At 63.2% G+C, this 22,954-nt stretch carries 19 protein-coding genes; 10 read left to right on the forward strand and 9 right to left on the reverse strand.

The window, feature by feature from the left end; translation table 11 throughout:
• Positions 1-86 precede the first annotated feature (86 nt).
• Complete coding sequence (locus ACXJKO_RS00790; RefSeq protein ID WP_457089159.1) at positions 87-1,076, forward strand: M23 family metallopeptidase; 990 nt, start codon at positions 87-89, stop codon at positions 1,074-1,076.
• Here ACXJKO_RS00790 and ACXJKO_RS00795 read toward each other — a convergent pair.
• The 3 genes from ACXJKO_RS00795 to ccmA are packed head-to-tail and all read right to left on the reverse strand — an operon-like array spanning position 1,073 to position 2,864.
• The gene (locus ACXJKO_RS00795) at positions 1,073-1,561 is read right to left on the reverse strand and encodes a GNAT family N-acetyltransferase (protein WP_457089160.1); all 489 of its coding nucleotides are present in this window, start codon (positions 1,559-1,561) and stop codon (positions 1,073-1,075) included. The genes ACXJKO_RS00790 and ACXJKO_RS00795 overlap by 4 nt on opposite strands.
• 5 nt (positions 1,562-1,566) lie before the next feature.
• Positions 1,567-2,235: a heme exporter protein CcmB gene (gene ccmB / locus ACXJKO_RS00800; RefSeq protein WP_457089161.1), complete on the reverse strand. Its 669-nt coding sequence runs from the start codon at positions 2,233-2,235 to the stop codon at positions 1,567-1,569.
• Positions 2,229-2,864 carry a heme ABC exporter ATP-binding protein CcmA gene (ccmA, locus tag ACXJKO_RS00805; RefSeq protein WP_457089162.1) on the reverse strand — a complete coding sequence of 212 codons (636 nt, stop codon included), beginning with the start codon at positions 2,862-2,864 and terminating at the stop codon, positions 2,229-2,231. The genes ccmB and ccmA overlap by 7 nt, the downstream gene beginning before the upstream one ends.
• Positions 2,865-3,087: 223 nt before the next feature.
• On the opposite strand from ccmA, the gene acnA reads away from it, so the two are divergent.
• Positions 3,088-5,793, forward strand: coding sequence for an aconitate hydratase AcnA (gene acnA, locus ACXJKO_RS00810; RefSeq protein ID WP_457089163.1), 2,706 nt, complete (start codon positions 3,088-3,090; stop codon positions 5,791-5,793).
• A 219-nt stretch (positions 5,794-6,012) separates the two neighbouring features.
• Here acnA and ACXJKO_RS00815 read toward each other — a convergent pair whose 3' ends face one another.
• Positions 6,013-7,878 (reverse strand): hypothetical protein, encoded by a 1,866-nt coding sequence (locus ACXJKO_RS00815; protein ID WP_457089164.1) that lies wholly within the window; start codon positions 7,876-7,878, stop codon positions 6,013-6,015.
• Between the two features lie 415 nt (positions 7,879-8,293).
• On the opposite strand from ACXJKO_RS00815, the gene ACXJKO_RS00820 reads away from it, so the two are divergent.
• Positions 8,294-8,800: an N-acetyltransferase family protein gene (locus ACXJKO_RS00820; RefSeq protein ID WP_457089165.1), complete on the forward strand. Its 507-nt coding sequence runs from the start codon at positions 8,294-8,296 to the stop codon at positions 8,798-8,800.
• Positions 8,801-8,985: 185 nt separating this feature from the next.
• On the forward strand, positions 8,986-9,513 hold the full coding sequence (gene ppa, locus ACXJKO_RS00825) for an inorganic diphosphatase (RefSeq protein WP_457089166.1): 528 nt from the start codon (positions 8,986-8,988) through the stop codon (positions 9,511-9,513).
• Between the two features lie 84 nt (positions 9,514-9,597).
• Here the strand turns inward: ppa and ACXJKO_RS00830 are convergent, their stop codons facing one another.
• Together ACXJKO_RS00830 and ACXJKO_RS00835 are read right to left on the reverse strand one after the other, a co-directional pair.
• Positions 9,598-11,727 carry a cadherin domain-containing protein gene (locus tag ACXJKO_RS00830; protein ID WP_457089167.1) on the reverse strand — a complete coding sequence of 710 codons (2,130 nt, stop codon included), beginning with the start codon at positions 11,725-11,727 and terminating at the stop codon, positions 9,598-9,600.
• 144 nt (positions 11,728-11,871) lie between these two features.
• Positions 11,872-13,125, reverse strand: a complete 1,254-nt coding sequence (locus tag ACXJKO_RS00835; RefSeq protein ID WP_457089168.1) for a ubiquinone biosynthesis hydroxylase — start codon at positions 13,123-13,125, stop codon at positions 11,872-11,874.
• Between the two features lie 123 nt (positions 13,126-13,248).
• Between ACXJKO_RS00835 and tesB the strand changes: the two genes are divergently transcribed.
• The 3 genes from tesB (at position 13,249) to ACXJKO_RS00850 (ending at position 16,053) form a co-directional block, all read left to right on the forward strand.
• On the forward strand, positions 13,249-14,109 hold the full coding sequence (tesB, locus tag ACXJKO_RS00840) for an acyl-CoA thioesterase II (RefSeq protein ID WP_457089169.1): 861 nt from the start codon (positions 13,249-13,251) through the stop codon (positions 14,107-14,109).
• Between the two features lie 203 nt (positions 14,110-14,312).
• Positions 14,313-14,651, forward strand: a complete 339-nt coding sequence (locus ACXJKO_RS00845; protein ID WP_457089170.1) for a P-II family nitrogen regulator — start codon at positions 14,313-14,315, stop codon at positions 14,649-14,651.
• Positions 14,652-14,688: 37 nt separating this feature from the next.
• Positions 14,689-16,053, forward strand: coding sequence for an ammonium transporter (locus tag ACXJKO_RS00850; RefSeq protein ID WP_457089171.1), 1,365 nt, complete (start codon positions 14,689-14,691; stop codon positions 16,051-16,053).
• 169 nt (positions 16,054-16,222) lie between these two features.
• On the opposite strand, the gene ACXJKO_RS00855 is transcribed toward ACXJKO_RS00850, so the two are convergent.
• Genes ACXJKO_RS00855 through ACXJKO_RS00865 form a run of 3 tightly spaced genes read right to left on the reverse strand, consistent with a single transcriptional unit; the run spans position 16,223 to position 18,254 of the window.
• Complete coding sequence (locus ACXJKO_RS00855; RefSeq protein ID WP_457089172.1) at positions 16,223-16,822, reverse strand: SCO family protein; 600 nt, start codon at positions 16,820-16,822, stop codon at positions 16,223-16,225.
• A gap of 13 nt (positions 16,823-16,835) precedes the next feature.
• Positions 16,836-17,780: a DUF1775 domain-containing protein gene (locus tag ACXJKO_RS00860; protein WP_457089173.1), complete on the reverse strand. Its 945-nt coding sequence runs from the start codon at positions 17,778-17,780 to the stop codon at positions 16,836-16,838.
• A 45-nt stretch (positions 17,781-17,825) separates the two neighbouring features.
• Positions 17,826-18,254 carry a hypothetical protein gene (locus ACXJKO_RS00865; RefSeq protein WP_457089174.1) on the reverse strand — a complete coding sequence of 143 codons (429 nt, stop codon included), beginning with the start codon at positions 18,252-18,254 and terminating at the stop codon, positions 17,826-17,828.
• Between the two features lie 131 nt (positions 18,255-18,385).
• Here ACXJKO_RS00865 and ACXJKO_RS00870 point away from each other — a divergent pair, with 131 nt between their 5' ends.
• From ACXJKO_RS00870 to xth, 3 genes are all read left to right on the forward strand, one after another.
• Entirely contained in the window at positions 18,386-20,977 is a 2,592-nt protein-coding gene (locus tag ACXJKO_RS00870; protein ID WP_457089175.1) for a DNA translocase FtsK 4TM domain-containing protein, read from the forward strand.
• Positions 20,978-21,075: 98 nt separating this feature from the next.
• Positions 21,076-22,032, forward strand: coding sequence for an outer-membrane lipoprotein carrier protein LolA (locus ACXJKO_RS00875; RefSeq protein ID WP_457089176.1), 957 nt, complete (start codon positions 21,076-21,078; stop codon positions 22,030-22,032).
• A gap of 103 nt (positions 22,033-22,135) precedes the next feature.
• A complete protein-coding gene (xth, locus tag ACXJKO_RS00880; protein ID WP_457089177.1) occupies positions 22,136-22,951 on the forward strand; it encodes an exodeoxyribonuclease III in 816 nt (271 codons plus the stop codon).
• Positions 22,952-22,954 lie beyond the last annotated feature (3 nt).

Raw genomic sequence — 22,954 nt, forward strand, 5'->3', positions numbered from 1 at the left:
CGCAAGGCGGAGGGAACACGTGCCATGCGCCTTCCATTCGCCACCAGGAAAGGCCTATGCTCCCGCATCGTTGTTACGGAGTGGTCATGCGTCTTCGAGTCTTGAGCCTTTTCGCCCTCGCCTGGCCCGCCATCGCTTCCGCGCAGGACATTGCCTTGCGCCTGCCGGTCGCCTGCGAGATCGGGCGCACCTGCTTCATCCAGCATTACGTGGACCATAACGAGACCGATGCCGCGACCGACTATCGCTGCGGGACGCTGACTTATGACAAGCATAACGGCACCGACATCCGCGTGCCGACGCTGGCTGCGGCCAGAACCGTCGATGTGGTCGCGGCCGCCGACGGCAAGGTTCTGCGCCTGCGCGACGGCGTGGAGGATGTGTCGGTCAACGAACGCGGCCGGCAGAGCGTCGCCAATACCGAATGCGGAAACGGCGTGGCGGTGGATCACGGCAATGGATGGGAAACCCAGTATTGCCACATGGCCAAGGGAAGCCTCTCCGTGAAACCGGGCGATCCGGTGAAGGCGGGCGACCGACTGGGCCGCATCGGCCTCTCGGGCCTGACTGAGTTCCCGCACCTGCACTTCACGCTCCGCAAGGACGGTAAGGTGGTCGATCCGTTCCAGCCCGGACCGCCGACGAAATCCTGTGAGACCCGTGGCATCGGCTCTCTCTGGGAGCCTGAAACGCAGCGGGTTCTCGCCTATCAGTCCGGCAGCGTTCTGAACAAAGGTTTCGCCCCAGGCCCGGTCACCATGGAGGCCATCGAATCCGGCGCGGCCGAGCAAGCCTTGCCCGTGACCGGCTCCCCCGCCCTCGTCGCCTATGTGCGCGCTATAGGCCTCAAAGGCGGCGACGTGCAGACGCTCACCCTCTTCGACCCGGACGGAAAGCCGCTCGCCCAGAACAAGGCCCCGCCCCTCGACCGCGACAAGGCGCAATGGATGATGTTTTCCGGCGCGAAGCAGCCCGAAGGCGGTTTCAGAGCCGGCCTCTACCGCGCCATCTACCGCGTTGAGCGGGACGGCAAGCCCGCTATCGAGCAGGCCTTCGGGATCAGCCTGAGGCCCTAGTCCAGCCGATAGGATTCGATCTCTTCGAAGCCGTGGGAGCGGTAGAGGCGCAGCGCCCCTGACGGGTTGTCGGCATTGACCTTCAGATCGACGTGAGTTGCGCCGCATTGTTGGAACGCCTGCAAGGCTTCCAGGATCAGCGCCGAGCCCAATCCCTGCCCCCGCCTGTCGGGCTGCACCGCGAGATCCTTGATGAAGGCGCTGGTCCAGCATTGCGCCACGCCGACGACGCGATCCTGCTCATCGGCGGCGATGAAGCAGAAGGCGGGGTCGTATTCGGAATCGCCCTTGAGGCTCGGCCACCAGATATTGAACGGCTCCACATAGCCGCCGCCCTTCGCATAAGCCGCAACGAGAAGCGCATGGATTTCGGGCGCATGACGCTCGGGCTCGAAAGGGACGAGCCGGATGCCTTCCGGCCAGACCGGTTTCGGCAAGGGCTCCGTGAGAGAGCGGCGCATGCGTAGGACAAGGCGTCCACTCATGGGCCCTATTCTCCGGACCGCAGAGCAGCCGCTGCCGCCACCGTCCCGACCACCGCCGCGATCAGCGAAAGCGCGATGAGGATCAGGAACGGGGTCGTAAAGGGAATCGTCCCGCCGACCGCCGCATTGGCCGCCGAGACGCCGAAGATCAAGGTCGGGATCATGAAAGGCAGCACCAGAATCGCCAGGATCAGCCCACCCCGGCGCAAGGATGCCGTGAGCGCTGCCCCGACCGCGCCGATGAAGGTGAGCGCGGGCGTGCCGACCAGCAGCGTCGCCACCATGGCGAGCATGGCTTCGGGCGACAGGGCCACGAGCAGGCCGAGAAGCGGCGCGGCGATGGCGAGCGGCAGGCCCGTCACGAGCCAATAGGCCAGGACCTTCGACAGGACGATGACTTCCATGGGCGCGGGCGAGAGCCGCAGCAAATCGAGCGACCCATCATCCTGGTCCGCCTGGAAGAGCCGGTCGAGGCCGATCAGGGTGGCGAGAAGCGCCGCGATCCAGAGGATCGCCGGGCCGATGCGGGAGAGCAGATTGAGATCGGGCCCGAGCGCGAAGGGGATGAGGGTCACGATCATCAGGAAGAAGATGAGACCCATCACGCCCGAGCCGCCGACACGGGCGGCGAGCTTCAGGTCGCGGATCAGGAGGGCTTGGAAGGAACTCACCATGCACCCTCTCCTACGGAGGGGAGAGGGATAGGTGCGCGCTCGATCCTGATCTCCTTAGGCTCGGACAGGAATAGCGGTGAATGCGTCGTGGCCGCAATCATGCCGCCCTTCGCACGGTGATCCTCCAGCAGATGGCGCAGGGTTTCCTGCGAGGCGGTGTCGAGGGCCGAGGTCGGCTCGTCGAGGAGCCAGAGGGGGCGATGGGCAACGAGCAGGCGGGCGAGCGCGACCCGGTGGCGCTGGCCGGCGGAGAGGTAGCCCACCGGCAGTTTCGCGGCATGGACCAGTCCCACGGCCTCCAGCGCGTCACGAGGCGACAGATCCGGGTTGCCCAGAAAATCGCGCGCGAATCGCAGATTCTCCTCGGCCGTCAACGCCGCTTTCAGCGCATCGCGGTGTCCGACGTAATGCAGACATTCCGGTAATGTCCGTTCGCCTGCACCTTCAAACTGAATCGATCCACCTGCCGGACGGAGCCGACCGGCGAGGATTTCGAGGAGGGAGGACTTTCCAGCCCCGTTTCTGCCAGTGATGACAAGGGCTTCGCCGGGTTCCAGAGTGAACGATACATCCGCGAAGATGCGTCTTTCCCCCCTGTCGCAGGCCAAATTGTTAACGCTCAGACGCAAACCGTGAGACCCCTGCCCTCTTTGCACCCCAGAATGGTTCTAAACCGTGTAGCGGGATGGTTCGAAATGATCTATAGCACCCTTGGCTGCGCCGCGCGCCAAGGCGTCCAATCCGCCTCGCGCGCTTCTCCCCTGTCCGGGCGCCCCCGGAGCGGCGCGCGCATTTCGCGCTTTCGGCCGAACAAACTGTTCGTTCGTAACCCAATGCACGCGAGGATTCGCCGTGACGCTCAATAACAGCTTCAATGCCCGCCAGACCCTCAAGGTCGGCGACAAAACCTATACCTACTACTCCCTCGTCGAGGCCGAGAAGAACGGCCTGACAGGCGCCTCGAAGCTGCCCTTCTCCATGAAGGTGCTGCTCGAGAACCTGCTCCGCTACGAGGATGGCCGCACGGTCACCAAGGCCGATATCGAGGCCGTGGCCGCATGGCTCAACAACAAGGGCAAGGACGAGAAGGAAATTGCCTATCGCCCCGCCCGCGTGCTGATGCAGGACTTCACCGGCGTTCCCGCCGTGGTGGATCTCGCAGCCATGCGCGACGCCATGAAGAACCTCGGCGGCGACCCGCGCAAGATCAACCCGCTCGTGCCCGTCGATCTCGTGATCGACCACTCGGTGATCGTGGACGAGTTCGGCACGCCGAAGGCCTTCGACCGCAACGTCGAGCTGGAATACCAGCGCAACGGCGAGCGCTACCGCTTCCTCAAGTGGGGCCAGACCGCGTTCGAAAACTTCTCGGTCGTGCCCCCCGGCACCGGCATCTGCCATCAGGTGAACCTGGAATTCCTCTCTCAGACCGTCTGGACCCGCAAGGACCCCGCCACGGGTGAGGAAGTCGCTTATCCCGACACCCTGGTCGGCACCGATTCGCACACCACCATGGTCAACGGCCTCGCCGTTCTCGGCTGGGGCGTGGGCGGCATCGAGGCCGAGGCCGCCATGCTCGGCCAGCCGGTTTCCATGCTCATCCCCGAGGTGATCGGCTTCAAGCTTACCGGCAAGCTGCGTGAGGGCGTGACCGCCACCGATCTCGTGCTCACCGTCACCCAGATGCTGCGCAAGAAGGGCGTGGTCGGCAAGTTCGTGGAATTCTACGGCCCCGGCCTCACCGACATGACGGTCGCCGACCGCTCGACCATCGGCAACATGGCGCCCGAATACGGCGCCACCTGCGGCTTCTTCCCCGTCGATGCCAAGACCATCGATTACCTGCGCACCACCAGCCGCACCGACGAGCGCGTGGCCCTCGTCGAGGCTTATGCCAAGGCACAGGGCATGTGGCTCACCCCCGACATGGCCGACCCGGTCTTCACCGACACCCTCGAGCTCGACCTCAACGACGTCGTTCCTTCGCTCGCCGGCCCCAAGCGTCCGCAGGACCGGGTTACTCTCGACACCGCCAAGCCCGAGTTCCTCGGCGCCATGGAGAAGGAGTTCCGCAAGGCTCAGGAAATCGGAAAGCGCGTGAAGGTGGAAAGCGCCAATTACGATCTCGGCCACGGCGACGTAGTGATCGCGGCGATCACCTCCTGCACCAACACCTCGAACCCGAGCGTGATGATCGGCGCTGGCCTCCTCGCCCGCAACGCCGTCGCCAAGGGCCTGAAGTCCAAGCCGTGGGTGAAGACCTCGCTCGCGCCCGGATCGCAGATCGTGGAAGAGTACTTCAAGAAGGCGGGACTCCAGGGCGACCTGGATGCGCTGGGCTTCAACCTCGTCGGCTTCGGCTGCACCACCTGCATCGGCAATTCCGGCCCGCTGCCGGAGAACATCTCGAAGGCGATCAACGACAACGATCTCGTGGCCGTGTCGGTGCTCTCGGGTAACCGCAACTTCGAGGGCCGCGTGAACCCGGACGTGCGCGCCAACTACCTCGCCTCGCCTCCGCTGGTGGTGGCCTACGCGCTCGCAGGCTCCATGCTGGTGGACCTCGCCAAGGATCCGCTCGGCACGGGCTCGGACGGCAAGCCGGTGTACCTGAAGGACATCTGGCCGTCCTCGACCGAGGTGCAGGAGTTCATCGACCGCACGATCACGAGCGAGCTGTTCAAGAGCCGCTACGCCGATGTGTTCTCGGGTGACGCCAACTGGAAGAAGGTCACCTTCGAGCCGGGCCTCACCTATGAGTGGGACATGGGTTCGACCTATGTGCAGAACCCGCCTTACTTCGAGGGCATGACGAAGGAGCCCAAGCCCATAACAGACATCCTGAACGCGCGCATTCTCGGCCTCTTCCAGGACTCGATCACCACCGACCATATCTCGCCCGCAGGCAATATCCGCGCCGCGTCTCCGGCCGGCGAATACCTGCAGGCGCATCAGGTGCGCGTTGCCGACTTCAACCAGTACGGCACCCGTCGCGGCAACCACGAAGTCATGATGCGCGGCACGTTCGCCAACATCCGCATCAAGAACCAGATGGTGAAGGACGAGAGCGGCCACGTGGTGGAAGGCGGCTACACCATCCATCACCCGTCGGGCGAGCGGATGTTCATCTACGACGCCGCCATGCGCTACAAGGACGAGGGCGTTCCGCTCATCATTCTCGCAGGCAAGGAATACGGCACCGGCTCGTCGCGTGACTGGGCGGCCAAGGGCACGAACCTGCTCGGCGTGCGCGCCGTGATCGCCGAGAGCTTCGAGCGCATCCACCGCTCGAACCTCGTCGGCATGGGTGTTGCTCCCTACGTGTTCCAGGGCGACACCTCGTGGGCGTCGCTCGGCCTGAAGGGCGACGAGACCATCACCATCAAGGGCCTCGCCGGCAACCTGAAGCCGCGCCAGATCATGGACATGGAAATCACCTCCGCCGACGGCTCGGTGAAGCGCGTTCCCTTGCTCTGCCGCATCGATACGCTCGAGGAAGTCGAATACTTCCGCAACGGCGGCATCCTGCACTACGTGCTGCGGCAGTTGGCAGCTTAAAGGCTGCATCACTGCACGAATGAAAACGCCCGCTCTTCGGATGAGGAGCGGGCGTTGTAAATTCTAGAGCATCGGACCCAAAAGTGGATTTGCACTTTTGGGATCGATCCGATGCTCCGTTCTATGAAGAGCGCATCATTCGGAGCGGAAAACCGGATCCACTTTTCCGCATGATGCGCTAAAGCCCGTGTGGTCGCAGCAGACCACACGGGCTTTTTGTCAGATCACTTCGAAGTCGGAGGCGAAGATAGCTTTCTTCTTACCGATATTGGCAAAGATCACCTGCCCGCCCGCTTTGTCGCCGTTCGGGTCGTACCACACATCGCCGGTGACCTTGTTGACGCCAATATAGTCGTTGGCGTCCTTGGCTTTGTCGCCGAGGGTGAAGAACTTGCTCTGCAGCTTGCCTACCTTCAGTTTCTTGAAGATGTCATTGTCGAGCCGGATCGTGTCATCCTTAGTGTTCCAGCTCAGGATCTTGTCCTTGTTCGTGCGCTTGTTGAGCTTGGTGTCGAACACGAACACGTCCTTGCCCGCGCCGCCGTCGAGCACGTCGTTGCCGAGCCCGCCTGAAAGCGTATCGTGACCGACAAAGCTCCGGAGTGTGTCCTTGCCGGCATTGCCGAGAATGATATTGGTTTCGTTGTCGCCGGTGAGGGTGTCTGCCGCGGCGCTGCCGCTGAGCGTATCGGCCAAGGCCGTGTTACGACTTATGGGGCCGCTTCCCACGACAATTTTGTAAGGCACAGCCCAGGATTTGCCGTTCTCGAATACGGTCGCAACTGCATCTTTGGCGCCCTGGGCGGCATAGGTGTGGTTGAAGCTGGCGCTGCCGGCGACCGGAGTGATTGTATCGACAGTGCCGTCCCCCCAGGCCAGACTGACCTGTGAGGCTGCGCCGGTATCAAACATGAGATTGACGGAAGAGCCTCGGCTGGAACTCGACGACAGCAAGTTTACATCTACCTCAAAGATATCTGATTTGCCGTTGACGTCGCCCGCAACCAAGTTGCTCAACACGCTGCCGAAATAAGCCTTCTGGCCATCGGGACTGATGGCCAGTGAGTAATCGAAATTGTAAGGCCCACCTTCACGGGAGCCGTTGATTGTCGGAGTAAGGCGGACGATTGCGCCGGTGACCAGATCCTTACGATAGACATCTTCCGTAATTGGAAATGCCGGTCTGGTGGAAGGCTCCTCTCCAGGGRCCAGGTTGCTGGCATAGCTATAGAAGATTACGTAGCGCCCATCGGCGCTGATCTGAGCCTCAGAACTTTCCCAATTCCCTTGCGTACCGTCAGCGGCGGTGGTGACTCGGATCACAGCTCCGGTCTTCAGATCTTTACGGAAAATATCCGCTTTGCCGTTCGTATCCCCCGCCACAAGATTCGTCGCCGTGCTCGTAAAGACGACATAGCGCCCATCGGCGCTGTACGCCGCCTGGTAGCTTTCTCCATTGGCCTGTGTGCCATCGGCGGCCTTGGAGATACGGTCCACGGCACCAGTTGTCATGTCCTTGCGGAAGAGATCTCTGGTGCCGTTTGTATCGCCGGCAACAAGGTTGGAGGCTAGGCTCTCGAAGAACACGTAGCGCCCATCTGCACTGACCGAACTGACTGAGCTTAAACTGTTGGGGTTCGTGCCATCGACCGCTTCCGAGACAAGCTCGACGACCCCCGTCGTGAGATCCTTGCGAAACACGTTGGAGAAGAATTCTCCCCCAACGCCTGGCACCAGATTGTCCGCCCAGCTGGTGAACACGATGTAGCGGCCATCATTGCTCAGAAGAGGAGCATCGATACCGTGATTGATCTCGTCACCGGCGGCATTCTCCGAGACGCGAGTGACCGCGCCGGTCGTCAGATCCTTGACGAAAGCCTGAGCCACGGTGCCGGTTGTGGTGTCGCCGGTCAGGTTGGTGGCCTCGCTGGTAAACAGGACATAGCGGCCATCGGCACTGATGGTATAGTTGTAACTTACGCCGTTGGCTTYAGCCTCATCCCCAGCCGTGGAGACACGGATCACGGCGCCGGTCACCAAATCCTTACGAAAGATATCGGCCTTGCCGTTGGTGTCGCCCGGCACAAGGGTCGAGGCGTCGCTTTTGAATAATAGATAACGGCCATCGGCGCTGATGACAGGATCATGGCTCTCTCCGCTGAGCACCGCCCCATCGGCGCCGATGGAAATTCGCTTGATCGCAGAGGAGACGAGATTGCTCTGAGTGAAGGACTGAAGGTTCAGGGTAAGAGGCACAAAAGAACTCCGAAACAATGATACTCTGTATCGTTACATTACCCTGTTCTGACTTCAACTAGGCCACTTGACCTATGGATCTCTGTTGCAGCTGCGCTCTTGCGACGTTTTGGCTCGTCCCCGCCCCTAGGCGCATCTGCTTTAAACACCATGCTTTCATGGATAGGCGGCTCAGTTGTTAAGGCCTTGTTAACCCTGTTCCGAGGAAGCTGCTTTCGTTGCCTCCCCAACCCTTTGCCAAGCCATGAGCGACCTTCTCGTCAGTATCCGCCACGCCAAGCCCGACGATGCGCAGGCTTTGTCGAAGGTGTTCGACGCGGCTTGGCGGGAGGCTTATCTCGGCATCATTCCCGGCATAACGCTGGACAAGATGTTCGCCCGGCGCGGTGAGCGCTGGTGGCGCTCCACCATCACCCGGGGGCGGCCCCTGGTGGTGCTGGATATCGGCCAAGGCATTGCGGGATATGCCTCTTACGGTCGCTGCCGCGACCGCTCCCTGCCGGCGGAGGGAGAAGTCGACGAGCTCTATCTGGCGCCTGAATACCAGGGGATCGGCTTAGGGAGACGTCTGTTCAAGGCGGTTCTCAACGATCTGAGGCACGGCGATATGAACCGGGTGGCTGTTTGGGCGCTCGCCGAGAATGAGCGCGCCTGCGCCTTCTATGCGGGGCTGGGCGGGCGCAGCATCGCCGCGGTCGAGGAGCGCATCGGCGGCACGCCGCTCGCCAAGGTCGCCTATCTCTTTCGCTGAAAACCGCTTTTTGGTTCTTGTTGCCGGAACCCCTTCCGGCTAGAAGCGCCCATCCTTTCGAGAAGGCGGATGGAGGCCGTCTGGCCACGCCGCTTCCGAAAGCCCTCTTTCGTCGCATTTTCGCCGATGATGAAGCGCCCCTTCATCGGGAAAATGTTTCAAGCTTTGTTCTGGAGAACAGCTCTATGCGTCTTGATGCGATCTCGATCGGAAAGAACCCGCCGGATGACGTGAACGTCGTCATCGAAGTGCCGCTCGGCGGCGAGCCCATCAAGTACGAGATGGACAAGGAATCGGGCGCCCTCTTCGTCGACCGCTTCCTCTACACCGCCATGCGCTATCCGGGGAATTACGGCTTCATCCCGCACACGCTCTCCGGCGATGGCGACCCCTGCGACGTGCTGGTCGCCAACACCCGCGCCATCGCGCCCGGCGCCGTCATGAACGTGCGCCCCGTCGGCGTGCTGGTGATGGAGGACGACGGCGGCCAGGACGAGAAGATCATCGCCGTACCGTCGAGCAAGCTGACCCAGCGCTACGACCGGGTGCAGAACCATACCGATCTGCCCGAGATCACCCTCAAGCAGATCGAGCACTTCTTCGAGCATTACAAGGATCTCGAGCCCGGCAAATGGGCCAAGATCATCCGCTGGGGCGACGCCGAAGAGGCCCGCCGCCTGATCATTGAGGCGATCGAGCGGGCGAAGAAGTAAGGCTTTTTTCGAGCGGTCTCCGCTCCGAAATGCAAAAGCCCGGCTCAAGCGAGCCGGGCTTTTTCGTATCGATGGATACCTTCGTCAGAAGATGAAGAAATCCGTATGTGACAGCGCCATATTCTTCTGAACCATGGCGAACTGGATCGCCGGCTTCCGGCCTGTCCCATCGGGATCGTAGAACAAGGCACCTTGCGACTTGATGTAGATGATCCTGTCGTTGCTGTCGTGGACCTTGTTGCCGACCACGAAGGCGCTCTTGGCCAGAACACCCTTGCGGATGGTGGTGAAGGCGCTTCGTGCCAGATGCATCGTATCGTCAGCGGAGCTGAAATCACTGATGAAGTCGAGATTGGTTTTCGCGTTCGGGCGGACGTCAAAGACAAAGATATCCCGGCCATCGCCGCCGGTCAGGGTATCCCTGCCGTTGTTGCCATAGAGCCAATCGTCCCCACTGGCTGTGGCCGTTCCGTCACCGCCGATAACATAATCGTCGCCGTCGCCGCCATAGAGCGTGTCGTTTCCGGCTTGGCCGAAGATGGTGTCGTTGCCACCGAACCCGAAGGCGCGATCATGGCCGTACTCGCCGATGACCCGCTCGCTGCCGTTCGTTCCGAGCTTCGTCACGGGGATCGTCTCGTAGACGTTCGACACGTTGATCGTAAGCGTCTGGACCGTCTGGCCACCATAGGAGTCCTTCGCCAGGACCTGGATGGTGTGCGACGTCGCCGACTCGAAATCGAGCGGTCGGTTCAGAACGAGGCTCGAGCCTGAGATCGAGAACATGTTGTTCGGGTTGGAGACAAGGCTGTAGGTCAGTGTGTCGCCATCGGGATCCACGCCCTGCAGAGTCGCGATGGTGTTACCGACAGCTGCATCCTCCGCTACCGTGGAGCGCGACAAACCAATGGCCGCAGGCACCGAGTTATTTAGGGAATGCGTCGTATCGGAGAATTGCAGGAACCGGATATCGCGAAGAACATCGACGCCATCACGATCGGCAACGGTGTCGGTGACGGTAATCGTGCCATCGGCATTGCTGGTGATGGTATAGTCGGCCTTGGCTCCGCTGAACTTCGCCGTATCGCTGCCGGCACCGCCATCGATGGTGTCGTTGCCTTTGCCGCCGGTCAGCGTGTCGTTGCCGCTGCCGCTGTTGATGACGTTGTTGCCGTCGTTGCCGGTTATGGAGTCGGCACCGCTTCCCGTTTCCACGTTCTCGACGCCGAGGAGCACATCCCAGCCATGCGTCGTGCTGATCTGCTGCAACGATGTGGTGCTCAGATTGACGGTGACGTTCGAGGCGCCAGTATAGCGGACCGTATCGTTACCGGCACCGCCGACCAGCGTATCTGAACCGGCACCGCCTTCAAGAATGTCGTTGCCGTCGCCGCCGCTGAGAATGTTGTCGCCGGCGCTGCCGATCAGCGTGTCATTGTGCGTGCTGCCGGTGACGTTCTCGATATTGATGAGGTAGTCCTTGCCTTGGAAGGTGTCACTCCAAGTGGTGGCGAGAAGGTTGACCTGCACTGCGGAGGCGGCATCGCTATAATCGACCGTGTCGATGCCGTCGCCGCCGTCGATGTAATCGTCGCCAGCACCGCCCGAGAACGTCTCGTCGCCGGAACCGCCATAGGCAATATCGTCGCCATCGCCGAACCTAATGAGACCGATCGCGAGACCCTGGCGGCCATCGTAATAGTCATTGCCGTGTCCGAGATCGATGAGGGTCGCACCGCTGGTCCGCAGCGTGCCTGTATTGATGATACGGTCAGCGCCATAGCCGCCTTGGATCGCCACATTGGTGGTGGAGATCGTGCCGTTATTGACGACGTTCAGCCGGTCGAGGGTCGAGACCGAAGCGGCTGTCGCGACGCTGATGCCGGTCTTCGCGATGATCGAGCCGGTGTTGTAGACAGTGCCCAATCCACTGGCGAACGAGATGGCTGTGCCATTGATCGAATGGATCGTGCCTTGGTTCTGGATGCCGCTGTCCGCAGCCCCGAATTCGATGGCGTTCGCATTGGCGCGCACAATGCCCGTCGTTCCGACGATCATGTCCTGCAGGCCAGTTGCCCTGATCGCCTTGCCGGTCGCGGTTTCGTTGAGGATGGTCAGGCCAATATAGGCATTGCCTGCTCCGACCACGAGCGTTGCGTCGTTCGGGTCGGCTGGGGTCGGCAGCGGGTGGGTCGGATCGTAGAAATCAGTCATGGGAAAGCTTCCGTGGCTCAATGCGGATGGCCATAACCTATTATGTTATTTCATAACTTTCCGAAAGGGCAGTTCGCAGATTTTTTCCTTCTGGTAATTCAGTGAGCCTTTGTTGCCGCTAAGTTTTACAGGAAATGCCCTGCCTTAAAGCGTCTCTCCCTTCAGGAGACGTGGCGCTTCGCCGCTGCGCAAGCCCGCCGCTTCACGGATGAAGAAGCGCTTGAGGCCGGGCATCCGGTCCACCAGCCCCAAGCCGAGATCGCGGATCAGGCGGACGGGGAGCATGTCGTTGGAGAACAGGCGGTTCAGGCCGTCCGTCATGATGCCCATGGCGGTGATGTCGGCGCGCCGCGCGCGCTCGTATTGGCCGAGCACATCGGCCCCGCCGGGATCCATGCCGAGGCGCATGGAATCGGTGATGATCTCGGCCAGCACCGCCGCATCGTGCAGGCCGAGATTGAGACCCTGGCCGGCGATGGGGTGAATCACGTGGGCCGCGTCGCCCAGGAGCGCGAGGCGCTCGGCGACGAAGCTTCGGGCAACGCCGAAGGACAGGGGGAAGGATTGCGGCTTCGTCTCGAAGGCGATCTTGCCGAGCTGCAGGCCGAACCGCTTTTCGAGCTCGATCAGAAGATCCTCAGGGCCGCTGTCCAGCAACGCGGGCACGTTCGTGCTGCGCTCGCTCCATACGATGGAGGAGCGGTGCATGGCGGAGCCGTCGGGGCGGATCTCATCCTTCAGGGGCAGGATGGCGAAGGGGCCGGAGGGCAGGAAATGCTCGACCGCCCTGCCCTCATGGTCGCGCTCGTGCGAGATGGTGGCGACGATGCCGGACTGGCGATAGGGCCAGGAAATCCAGCCGATGCCAGCCTGCTCGCGCAGGCGCGAACGCCCGCCATCGGCGGCCACGAGAAGAGAAGCGGAAAGCTTTTCGCCGCCGCTCAGGGCCACTTCGGTGCGCGCGCCCTGCACGGAAAACCCGGCAACGCCGTCCGGACGCAATCCGACACCGGCCTCGCGGCAGGCATCGAGCAGTACGGCCGTCAGGTCGCCTGAGGTGATCATGTGGGCGAAGGGCTCCCCTTCATCCACCGCGCCCTCGAAAGTGAGAAAGGTCGGACGCACCGGGTCCTGAAGGCTCGAATCGGTGATCACCATGTCGAGGATGGGCTGGGCCTTGTCGGCAACCTCGCCCCAGACACCAAGCGCCTCCATCATCCGCCTCGCCGCCGCTGCAATGGCATAGGCACGCTTGTCCCCGTGCGGGTCGCGCTTGAGGGCCGGATCGCACATCACCACGTCGACGCCGCCATCCAGCGCGCGCTTGAGGGCGAGCGAAAGTGTCAGGCCGGCAAGGCCGCCTCCCGCGATCACGATGCGCGAGACATCTGCGGTCATGGCTCTCTCCTCTTCACACGTTATATGTGGGTGTCAGCCATCCCCGTGCCAGCGTCAAGCTTGACCTTCGCGAGCCGCTCACGGATGGATGACCCATCTTCCTTCTTAAGGAACGCAGAGCCGATGTCCCGCGCCGTCACCGACCTTCTCTCCATTCTCGATCTCGAACAGCTGGAAGTGAACCTGTTTCGCGGGCAGAGCCCCAAGAGCGGGTGGCAGCGGGTGTTCGGCGGGCAGGTGATCGGCCAGTCCCTGGTGGCCGCGACCCGCACGGTGGACGGGCGCCATCCTCATTCGCTCCATTGCTACTTCATGCTGCCGGGCGACCCCAAGGTGCCGATCATCTATGAGGTGGACCGCATCCGCGACGGCAAGAGCTTTACCACGCGGCGCGTGGTGGCCACCCAGCATGGTCAGGCGATCTTCGCCATGTCGGCCTCGTTCCAGGTCGATGAGGGAGGCTTCGAGCATCAGGCCGAGATGCCGAAGGTTCCAGGCCCCGACGAGCTGCCGAGCGAGGAAGAGGTGAAGGGCGGCCTTCTGCTCAAGATGCCGGAGCCCATGCGCACCTATTACGAGCGCGAGCGCCCTCTCGAAATCCGCCCCGTGGAGATCGAGCGCTATACCTCCCGCGTGCCGGGTGAGCCGCGCTTCCATGTGTGGATCAAGACCACGGGACGCCTTCCGGACGACCCGGCCATCCACCAATGCGTGCTGGCCTACGCTTCCGACATGACGATCCTGGACACGTCCCTCATCCCCCACGGCCGCACCGTGTTCGACCCGACGGTCCAGGCGGCGAGCCTCGATCATGCCATGTGGTTCCACCGTCCCTTCCGGGCGGATGAATGGCTGCTCTATGCGCAGGATACTCCCAACGCATCGAGCGCCCGCGGCTTCTCGCGCGGACTCATTTTTAAGCAGGACGGCACCCTTGTCGCCTCGGTTGCGCAGGAAGGCCTCATCCGCGACCGTTCTACGTAAGCATTCTGTCTAATTTTTAAGCAGACAGGCTGTTTTATGGCCGAATTCTGCCTGCCTCTTTCCTAGGCAGCCCCCTCCCCCTTTGAGCCGCAAGTGTTGGCATAGTTATTGCATATCCCCCTCCCGACACCTGCCGGCACGGCGGGTTCATGTGGAAACCGTTGCCCGAGTTTTCGGGCCAGCGTCTCAAAGGGGGCAAGCCCATGAAAATCGTGATGGCGGTCATCAAGCCGTTCAAGCTGGAAGAGGTGCGCGATGCGCTCACCGCTCTCGGCGTACACGGCCTCACCGTGACCGAGGTGAAGGGATATGGACGGCAGAAGGGTCATACCGAGATCTATCGCGGCGCCGAATACGCCGTGAGCTTTCTGCCGAAGATCAAGATCGAAGTGGCCGTGGCAAGCGAGCTCGTCAACCAGGTGATCGACGCGATCACGGCGGCGGCGCGCACGGGCCAGATCGGCGACGGCAAGATCTTCGTCACGTCGCTCGAGAAAGCGGTTCGCATCCGCACGGGCGAGACCGATGTCGACGCCCTGTAATTCCCCTTTTCTAAAGCTATCCGGAGATTTGAATCCGATGAAGTTCCGTCATCTTCTTCTGCCCGCGCTCGGTGCGCTGGCCCTCGGCCTGATGGCCGTCGAACCATCCCTTGCTCAGGCTCCCGCCGCGCCTGAAGCCGCCGCAGCCGCCGCCCCCACCGTCAACAAGGGCGACACCTCCTGGATGCTCGTGTCGACGATCCTCGTGATCCTCATGACCATCCCCGGCCTCGCGCTGTTCTATGGCGGCCTCGTGCGCACCAAGAACATGCTGTCCGTGCTCATGCAGGTCTTCGCGGTGTTCAGCCTCGTGTCGATCCTGTGGGTGTTCTACGGCTACTCGCTGGCCTTCAGCTCGGGCGGCGAAGGCACGCTTGGCGCCATCATCGGCGGCTTCTCGAAAGCCTTCCTGGCTGGCGTGACCACCGATTCCACCGCCGACACCTTCACCAAGGGCGTGGCGATTCCGGAATTCAGCTTCATCGCCTTCCAGCTGACCTTCGCGTGCATCACGCCGGCCCTGATCGTCGGCGCTTTCGCCGAGCGCATCAAGTTCTCGGCCGTGCTGCTCTTCACCGGCCTGTGGCTCACCTTCGTGTACCTGCCGATCGCGCACATGGTGTGGTTCTCCGAAGGCTATCTCTTCAGCCTCGGCGCCCTCGACTTCGCGGGCGGCACCGTGGTTCACATCAACTCCGGTGTGGCAGGCCTCGTCGGCGCGATCCTCATCGGCAAGCGCATCGGCTACGGCCGTGACCTGCTCGCTCCCCACTCGCTGACCCTTACCTTCGTGGGCGCCTGCCTTCTCTGGGTCGGCTGGTTCGGCTTCAATGCCGGCTCGAACCTGGAAGCCACGGGCGGCGCTGCTCTCGCGCTGATCAACACGATCCTGGCTCCCGCCGCCGCGGGCCTCGCTTGGATGACGGTTGAGGCCCTCCACAAGGGCAAGGCCTCGCTGCTCGGTATCGCCTCGGGTGCCGTCGCCGGCCTCGTCGCCATCACCCCTGCTGCCGGCCTGTCCGGCCCGATGGGCTCCATCGTGCTCGGCCTCGTCGCCGGCGCAGCCTGCTACTTCGCGGTTACCGGCGTGAAGAACGCTCTCGGCTATGACGACGCGCTCGACGTGTTCGGCATCCACGGCGTGGGCGGCATCATAGGCGCCATCGGCACGGGCATCGTGGCGGCTCCCTCCCTCGGCGGCTACGGCGTCGGTGAGTACAGCATCGGCGGCCAGCTCGTCACGCAGGTGATCGCCGTGGTGATCACCCTCGTGTGGACCGGCATCGGCTCCGTGATCCTCTTCAAGATCACCGACCTGATCACCGGCCTGCGCGTCACGCAGGACCAGGAGCGCGAAGGCCTCGACCTCGCGGACCACGGCGAGCGCGCCTACAACTACTAAGCAATCATCTGCATCGCGCGAGTGGGTGTGCTCGCGCGATGCAGCAACGAAGCCTTCCAGAGGCTCGACAAGAAAAGCCCCGACCGCAAGGCCGGGGCTTTTCTCATGATAGTTCTGCATGTGTCATCCCGGGTTCTGCTACGCAGCCCCGGGATGATGCTCACGAATATTACCCGTTCTTGATCAGTTGCTGCAGCTTCTTGCGGCGGATTTCCGCCGTTTCCTGGAAGTTCGACGTGCCGTAGAAGTCGCCCTTGCTGTCCATCAGGAAGATCGTGGCCGAGTGATCCATGGTGTAGCCGGAATCGGTGGGCACCTTGCGGTAATAGATCTTGTACTCTTTCGCGACAGCGGCGATCTCATCATCCGTTCCGGTCAATCCGACGATGCGCGGATCGAAGGACGAGAGATAGGTCTTCATCAGTTCCGGCGTATCCTGCGCGGGATCGACGGTGATGAAGGCGACGCGCATCTTGTCGGAATCCTTGCCCAGCGATTCCAGATCCTGCGTGAGATCGTAGAGCGTCGTCGGGCACACTTCCGGACAATGGGTGAAGCCGAAGAACACCGCGAAGGGCTTGCCCTTCAGGTCGCTGTCCGTGAACGGCTTGCCCTCGTGTGACGTGAGACGGAACGGCCCGCCGATCGGCACGCGCCCGGCATTCTGCTGCTGTTGCGGCTGAAGCAACAGAATGAACGTGACGATCAGGACCGAGAGCCCCGCGAGAAACACCGCGAGCGGGAGAATGAGCGAACGCTTGAATGCCATCGTCGGTCTCCTGTCAGTGCTTGTGCTCGGCGGCAGGCGCCCCGCCCATGCCGCGCACGGTATATTCGACATCCACCGCTCCGGCCTTCTCGAACACGAGCGTGCCCTTGATTGTCTGGCCTTCCTTCAGCGGCTCCTTCAGATCCATGAACATGAGGTGGCCCGCGCCGGGCTTCAATTCGACGGTCGCGCCGGGCTTGATCTCGAGCCCGCCCTGAACCTGCTTCATGCGCATGACGTCGTTCTCGAGCGCCATTTCATGCACTTCGATCCGCGAGGCACCGGTGAACGAGCCGCCGGTGAGCCGGTCCGGCGTCGAGCCGGTATTGGTGATGCGAAGATAACCGCCGCCGACCTTCGCGCCGTTGGGCGTGGCCCGCGACCAGGGCTGCTCAATGGTGAGTGCGCCGACTTTCTTCTGCGCTGCCGCTACGCTCTCGGCGGCGACGATCCGCACACCTGGCGCGGGCGATGCGAGGCTGTGCGCGTCCTGGCCATCGGCTGGCACCTGCACCCATTCCTGCGTGCCCTTGGCGCATTCCTGCACTACGGGGAAATACACCGTCGCACCGGGCTGGTAGGCATCGGTGAAGCGCACCTGGAAGACGAACTCGTCGTAATGGCCGTCGTCGAGGGAACCGGTCCAGACGATATCGGTCACGCCTTCAGACACGGCCTCGCCGTTCACCTGATAGGCCTTCACATAGGAGCCCTTGGCGGTCTCCAACGTCCAGCCTGCCTTCGGCATCGGCTTGACCGCGACGATGCCCTCGGGGATGCGCACGCGCACCTTGGTGGTAGGCTGCCCGTCGCAGCCGTGCGCAATGCGCATGACGGCCTTGAAGGTGGAATTGGGCCTCGCCTGCGCGTCCTCGAACGTGACATGGGCGTAAGCGGGAGCGGAAACGGCGATGAAGGCAGCGGCCAGAAGCGCGCCGCCGGAACGGGAAGACAACATGGGATGGAATCCTGCGAGAGTTCGGTTGATTGAGGAAAAGTGCAATCAGCCGAGGCGCGGTGGTGCGCGGGAACCCAGGGGCAGGATTTTCGGAGATGGGAGAGAAGCAGACGACCCCGCTGGCTGAGCAGCCTCGGCGCTCACCGGCTCGAAACGGATGAGGGATGCAGCAACTGGCGCAGGCCCTGCAGATCCAGATCCGTGGCAACCCACAAGGCAGCACAGGCTGTCATGAGACGCGGCGGGCGAATGCTTAGGAACCGTCTGGCCGTCCTGCAGGCAGAGCACGCCCTCGGGTCCGGCGGCGGCCACCGCATGGGACGCCCCGGCAAGCGACAGCAGAACCGTCTGCAGCACCAGCGCATAGGCCAGCAACGCCGCCAGGGCAACGCGCTTCCAGCCGGTGATGGAGGCCCTCTTCGTCATGGCCGGGACACTGATCTTTCCGACGGCTCCCGTCAACCGCGCAGGCATTCGGTGATGCCCCCTTCAAACGAGCCGCCACTTTCTCGACACCCGGCGCTTAGGGTTAATGGGGCCTTAACCCGTACTGCGTAGGCTCTGTGTCAGGATTGTCTGATTCTTGGTTTTTTCAGAGTGGTTTGATGCGTACGGCCCGCCGTTCTTCTTCCGCCTATGATGGCCTCCTCTCTGCCCTGAAAGCCATGCTGGCCCGCAGGGCGCAGGAGTTGACCGGCCTGTTCTTCGTCGCCCTCGCGGGCGCCGTGGCGGTGGCGCTCGCCACCTGGTCGGTGGACGATCCGAGCCTGAACAACGCCACCGACGTGCCCGTGCACAACATGCTCGGCTGGCCCGGCGCCATCGTGGCCGACCTGCTCATGCAGCTCTTCGGCCTGGGCGCGATCGCCGCCCTCATGCCCCTGGCGCTCTGGGGCTGGCGGCTCATGAAATCCGGCGAACTCGGACGCGGACAGTTGCGCTTCGCCCTCTGGGTGATGGGCGCGAGCGCCGCCACCGCGCTCGCCAGCGCCATGCCCGCCACCGACCGCTGGCCCCTGCCCACGGGTCTCGGCGGCGTGGTCGGCGATGCGATTCTCACCGGCGCGAAGGCGGTTACGGGCCTGTCCAGCGGCCCAGCCCATGCGATTCTCGGCATTCTCTTCGCCACCATCGCCATCCTGAGCCTCACGGCCGCCTGCAGCCTCGGCCCGGTCGATGCGCGGCACGAGGAAGAGCCGGACGAGATGGAAGCGCCCCGCCCCGTCAAACGCCGCAAGATCGCCGATCTGGACGAGGCGGACGACACCGGCCACGACGAACCCGGCTGGGGAATCGTGTCGCTCGGTGCCCTTGCCCATGGCTTCATGAGCCTGCGCGCCAGTGCCCGCCGCTGGCGCGAGAGCCGCCATGCCCCGCTGGAGGACGAGGAATACGAGGACGTTCAGCCCCGTCGCCAGGGCCGCAACGGCACCCAGATGCGCCGTGAGCCTACCCTCGATGCACTGCCCCGCGCAGGCAGAACCGCGCCGATCACCGTCCCGGCCTACGAGGACGAAGAGGATGCGCCTTGGGACGGCGACGAACCTATCGCCGAGGCCGTGCCACGCTCCGTGCGGCCCGAGCCTGTCCCGACCCGCGTCGCGCCGGCCCATACGGCTCCGAGGCCCGGCAAGCGCATGTCGCGCGAGGCCCAGCCCTCACTCCTCGATGAGGCCAACTACCAGCTGCCGCAACTCAACCTGCTCGCGGAGCCCAAGAAGCCGTCCGGCCCCACCATCTCGGCTGAATCCTTGGAGCAGAACGCCAATCTGTTAGAGGGCACGCTGGAGGATTTCGGCGTGCGCGGCGCCATCACCAAGGTCAATCCCGGTCCTGTWGTGACGTTGTATGAGCTGGAGCCGGCGCCGGGGACGAARTCCTCGCGCGTGATCTCGCTCGCCGACGACATCGCCCGCTCGATGAGCGCGGTCTCGGCCCGCGTCGCCGTGGTCCAGGGCCGCAACGCCATCGGCATCGAGCTGCCCAACCACAAGCGCGAAACCGTCTACCTGCGCGAGCTCCTCGCCTCGCAGGACTTCGAGACCTCCAAGCAGAAGCTCGCGCTCTGCCTCGGCAAGACCATCGGCGGCGAGCCGGTCATCGCCGATCTCGCCCGCATGCCGCACCTGCTGGTCGCCGGCACCACCGGCTCGGGCAAGTCGGTGGCGATCAACACCATGATCCTGTCCCTCGTCTACCGGCTGACGCCTGCCGAGTGCCGCCTGATCATGGTCGATCCCAAGATGCTCGAGCTCTCGGTCTATGACGGCATTCCCCATCTGCTCACGCCGGTCGTCACCGACCCGAAGAAGGCGGTGGTGGCGCTCAAATGGGCGGTGCGCGAGATGGAGGACCGCTACCGCAAGATGTCCAAGCTCGGGGTGCGCAACATCGACGGCTTCAACGCCCGCGTCTCCGAGGCCAAGGCGCGCGGCGAGACCATCACCCGCACGGTGCAGACCGGCTTCGACCGCGAGACCGGGGAAGCGGTGTACGAGGACGAGGTGATGGACCTCGAACCGTTGCCGTACATCGTGGTGATCGTCGACGAGATGGCCGACCTGATGATGGTGGCCGGCAAGGAGATCGAGGGTGCGATCCAGCGCCTGGCCCAGATGGCCAGAGCCGCCGGCATCCACGTGATCCTGGCGACGCAGCGGCCTTCCGTTGACGTGATCACCGGCACGATCAAGGCGAACTTCCCGACGCGGATMTCGTTCCAGGTGACCTCGAAGATCGACAGCCGCACCATTCTGGGCGAGATGGGCGCCGAGCAGCTTTTGGGCCAGGGCGACATGCTCTACATGGCCGGCGGCGGGCGGATCACCCGCGTGCACGGCCCGTTCTGCTCGGACGAGGAGGTCGAGCATGTGGTGGCGCATCTCAAGCGCCAGGGCCGGCCGCAATACCTCGAGGCGGTCACCGCCGACGAGGAGGAGGCGGCGGCCCCCGACACGGCGGTGTTCGACCAGGGTGAGTTCGGGGCGCCGGGCGGGGATTTGTACGACCAGGCGGTGGCGGTGGTGCTGCGCGACAAGAAGGCCTCGACGAGCTACATCCAGCGGCGGCTGCAGATCGGCTACAACCGGGCGGCGTCGCTGATGGAGCGGATGGAGCACGAGGGCATCGTCGGCCCCGCCAATCACGCCGGTAAACGCGAAATCCTGCTTGAATCTCCTCACCTATCAGACGATTAGCCTGTATCCTCGGAACCTTGGCCGCTGACCTGCGTCATTCTTGGGCGCTGGAAAAAAGCGCGGTTGCCGTCATAGTGTTTCGCGAGGAGAGGGATCGGATGCGTCTTGTCAGCATTGCCGGCTGGGTCACGCTGGTGTCCGCGCTTGCGGGCGCCTTTGTAGGCCCTTGGCCGGCTGCGGCCCAGACGCTTCCGATCGAGATGATCCTGCCGCCCAAGCGCCCTGTCGCGGGCGGCTTCCGCACTTCCGGCTCATCCCTCCCGACCTCGACGTTTCATCCGATCTCCGCCGCTGCTGCTCCGCAGGCTGATTCGCAGTCCACCCGGCCCGTCGCGCCAGTCACTCCCGGCAGAGCGGTGAATGCGGAACAGATGCTGGCGGCGACCGCTCCGCTTCCACCCTCCCGTCCGGTCGTAACGGCCTCAGCCGAGCCTGAACCCATCGCTATCGCGCCCAAGCCGATCATGACCGCCGCCATGGGCCCGGTGGCGCGGGGAGAGTCGCTGCCGAACAGCGTCATCGTGGAGCGGGCGAATGCCTATTTCACCGGCCTCACCACTCTCATCGCCGATTTCACGCAAGTTGGCGGCGACGGGCGGCGTATGGGTGGGACGCTCTTTCTCCAGCGCCCGGGCAAGGTGCGGTTCGATTACGATGCGCCCTCCAATCTGGAGGTGATCGCCGACGGGCGCTCGGTGGCGGTGCGCGACCGCAAGCTCGCCACGCAGGATCTCTATTCGATCTCGCAGACGCCGCTGAAGTTTCTCCTGCGCGAGCAGGTCAATCTCGGCCAGGACATCAAGATCACCGGCATCAGCGCTGAACCCAACGCGGTACGCATCAATCTGGAAGACACCTCGACACTCGCCGGCACCTCCCGCATCACCCTGTTCTTCGACACGGAGGTGCAGACCCTAAATCAGTGGCGCATTGTGGACGCGCAGGGCTTCCAGACCGTCGTGGTACTCAACAAGGCCCAGAGGGGCCGCGCCATCGACCAGAGCATGTTCCACATCGAATACACACCCATCATCGGCGGAAACGAGAACCGCTAGATCATTTTCGGTGACGTGGATCCGGGTCTGGAGCAGCGCTTCGCGCTTCCCTCTGGCGCAAATCTGTCGTAGCCGGGAAGGGTCTGCCGAGGGGCCTTTTTCCGTGAAACTCACTGTCTCGACCTGGAACATCAATTCCGTTCGCCTGCGCATCGACCAAGTCGGCCGTTTCCTGAAAGAACGGCGGCCCGACATCCTGTGCCTGCAGGAGACCAAGTGCCCGAACGACAAGCTGCCTCTCAAGGAGCTACAGGCCTTCGGCTATCCCTTCGTCGTGCATATGGGCCAGAAGGGCTATAACGGCGTCGCCATCCTTTCGCGCTATCCGTTCTCGGAAACCAGCGTAATGGAGATGTGCGGCAGGGAGGATGCCAGGCACATCACGGTGACGTTGAGCCCCCAATCGAAGGCGGCCTCGGGCCTTACGATCCATAACTTCTACGTGCCCGCCGGCGGCGACATCGCCGACCCGGACGTCAATGAGAAATTCCGCCACAAGCTCGATTTTCTGGCCGAGATGCGCGCCTGGGGTGGACGCTCCAAGCCGGCCTCGGGCCCCGCTATCCTGGTGGGCGACCTCAATGTGGCGCCCCTCGAACACGATGTGTGGAGCCACAAGCAGCTTCTCGACGTGGTGAGCCATACTCCTGTCGAAACTCAAGGATTGGAAGAGCTGCGCCAGGAAGCCGGCTGGATCGACGCCATGCGTGTCCTGCGGCCCGAGCCGGAAAAGATCTATTCCTGGTGGAGCTACCGCTCGCCCGACTGGGCCGCCGCCAACAAGGGCCGCCGCCTCGACCACATCTGGCTCTCCGAATCCCTCAAAGATTCCCTCCGCTCCGTCGACGTGACCCGCGAAACCCGAGGCTGGGACCGCCCCTCGGACCACGCACCGGTGACGGTGGAGCTGGAGCTTTAAAAG

The organism is Microvirga sp. P5_D2 (genome assembly GCF_054049475.1).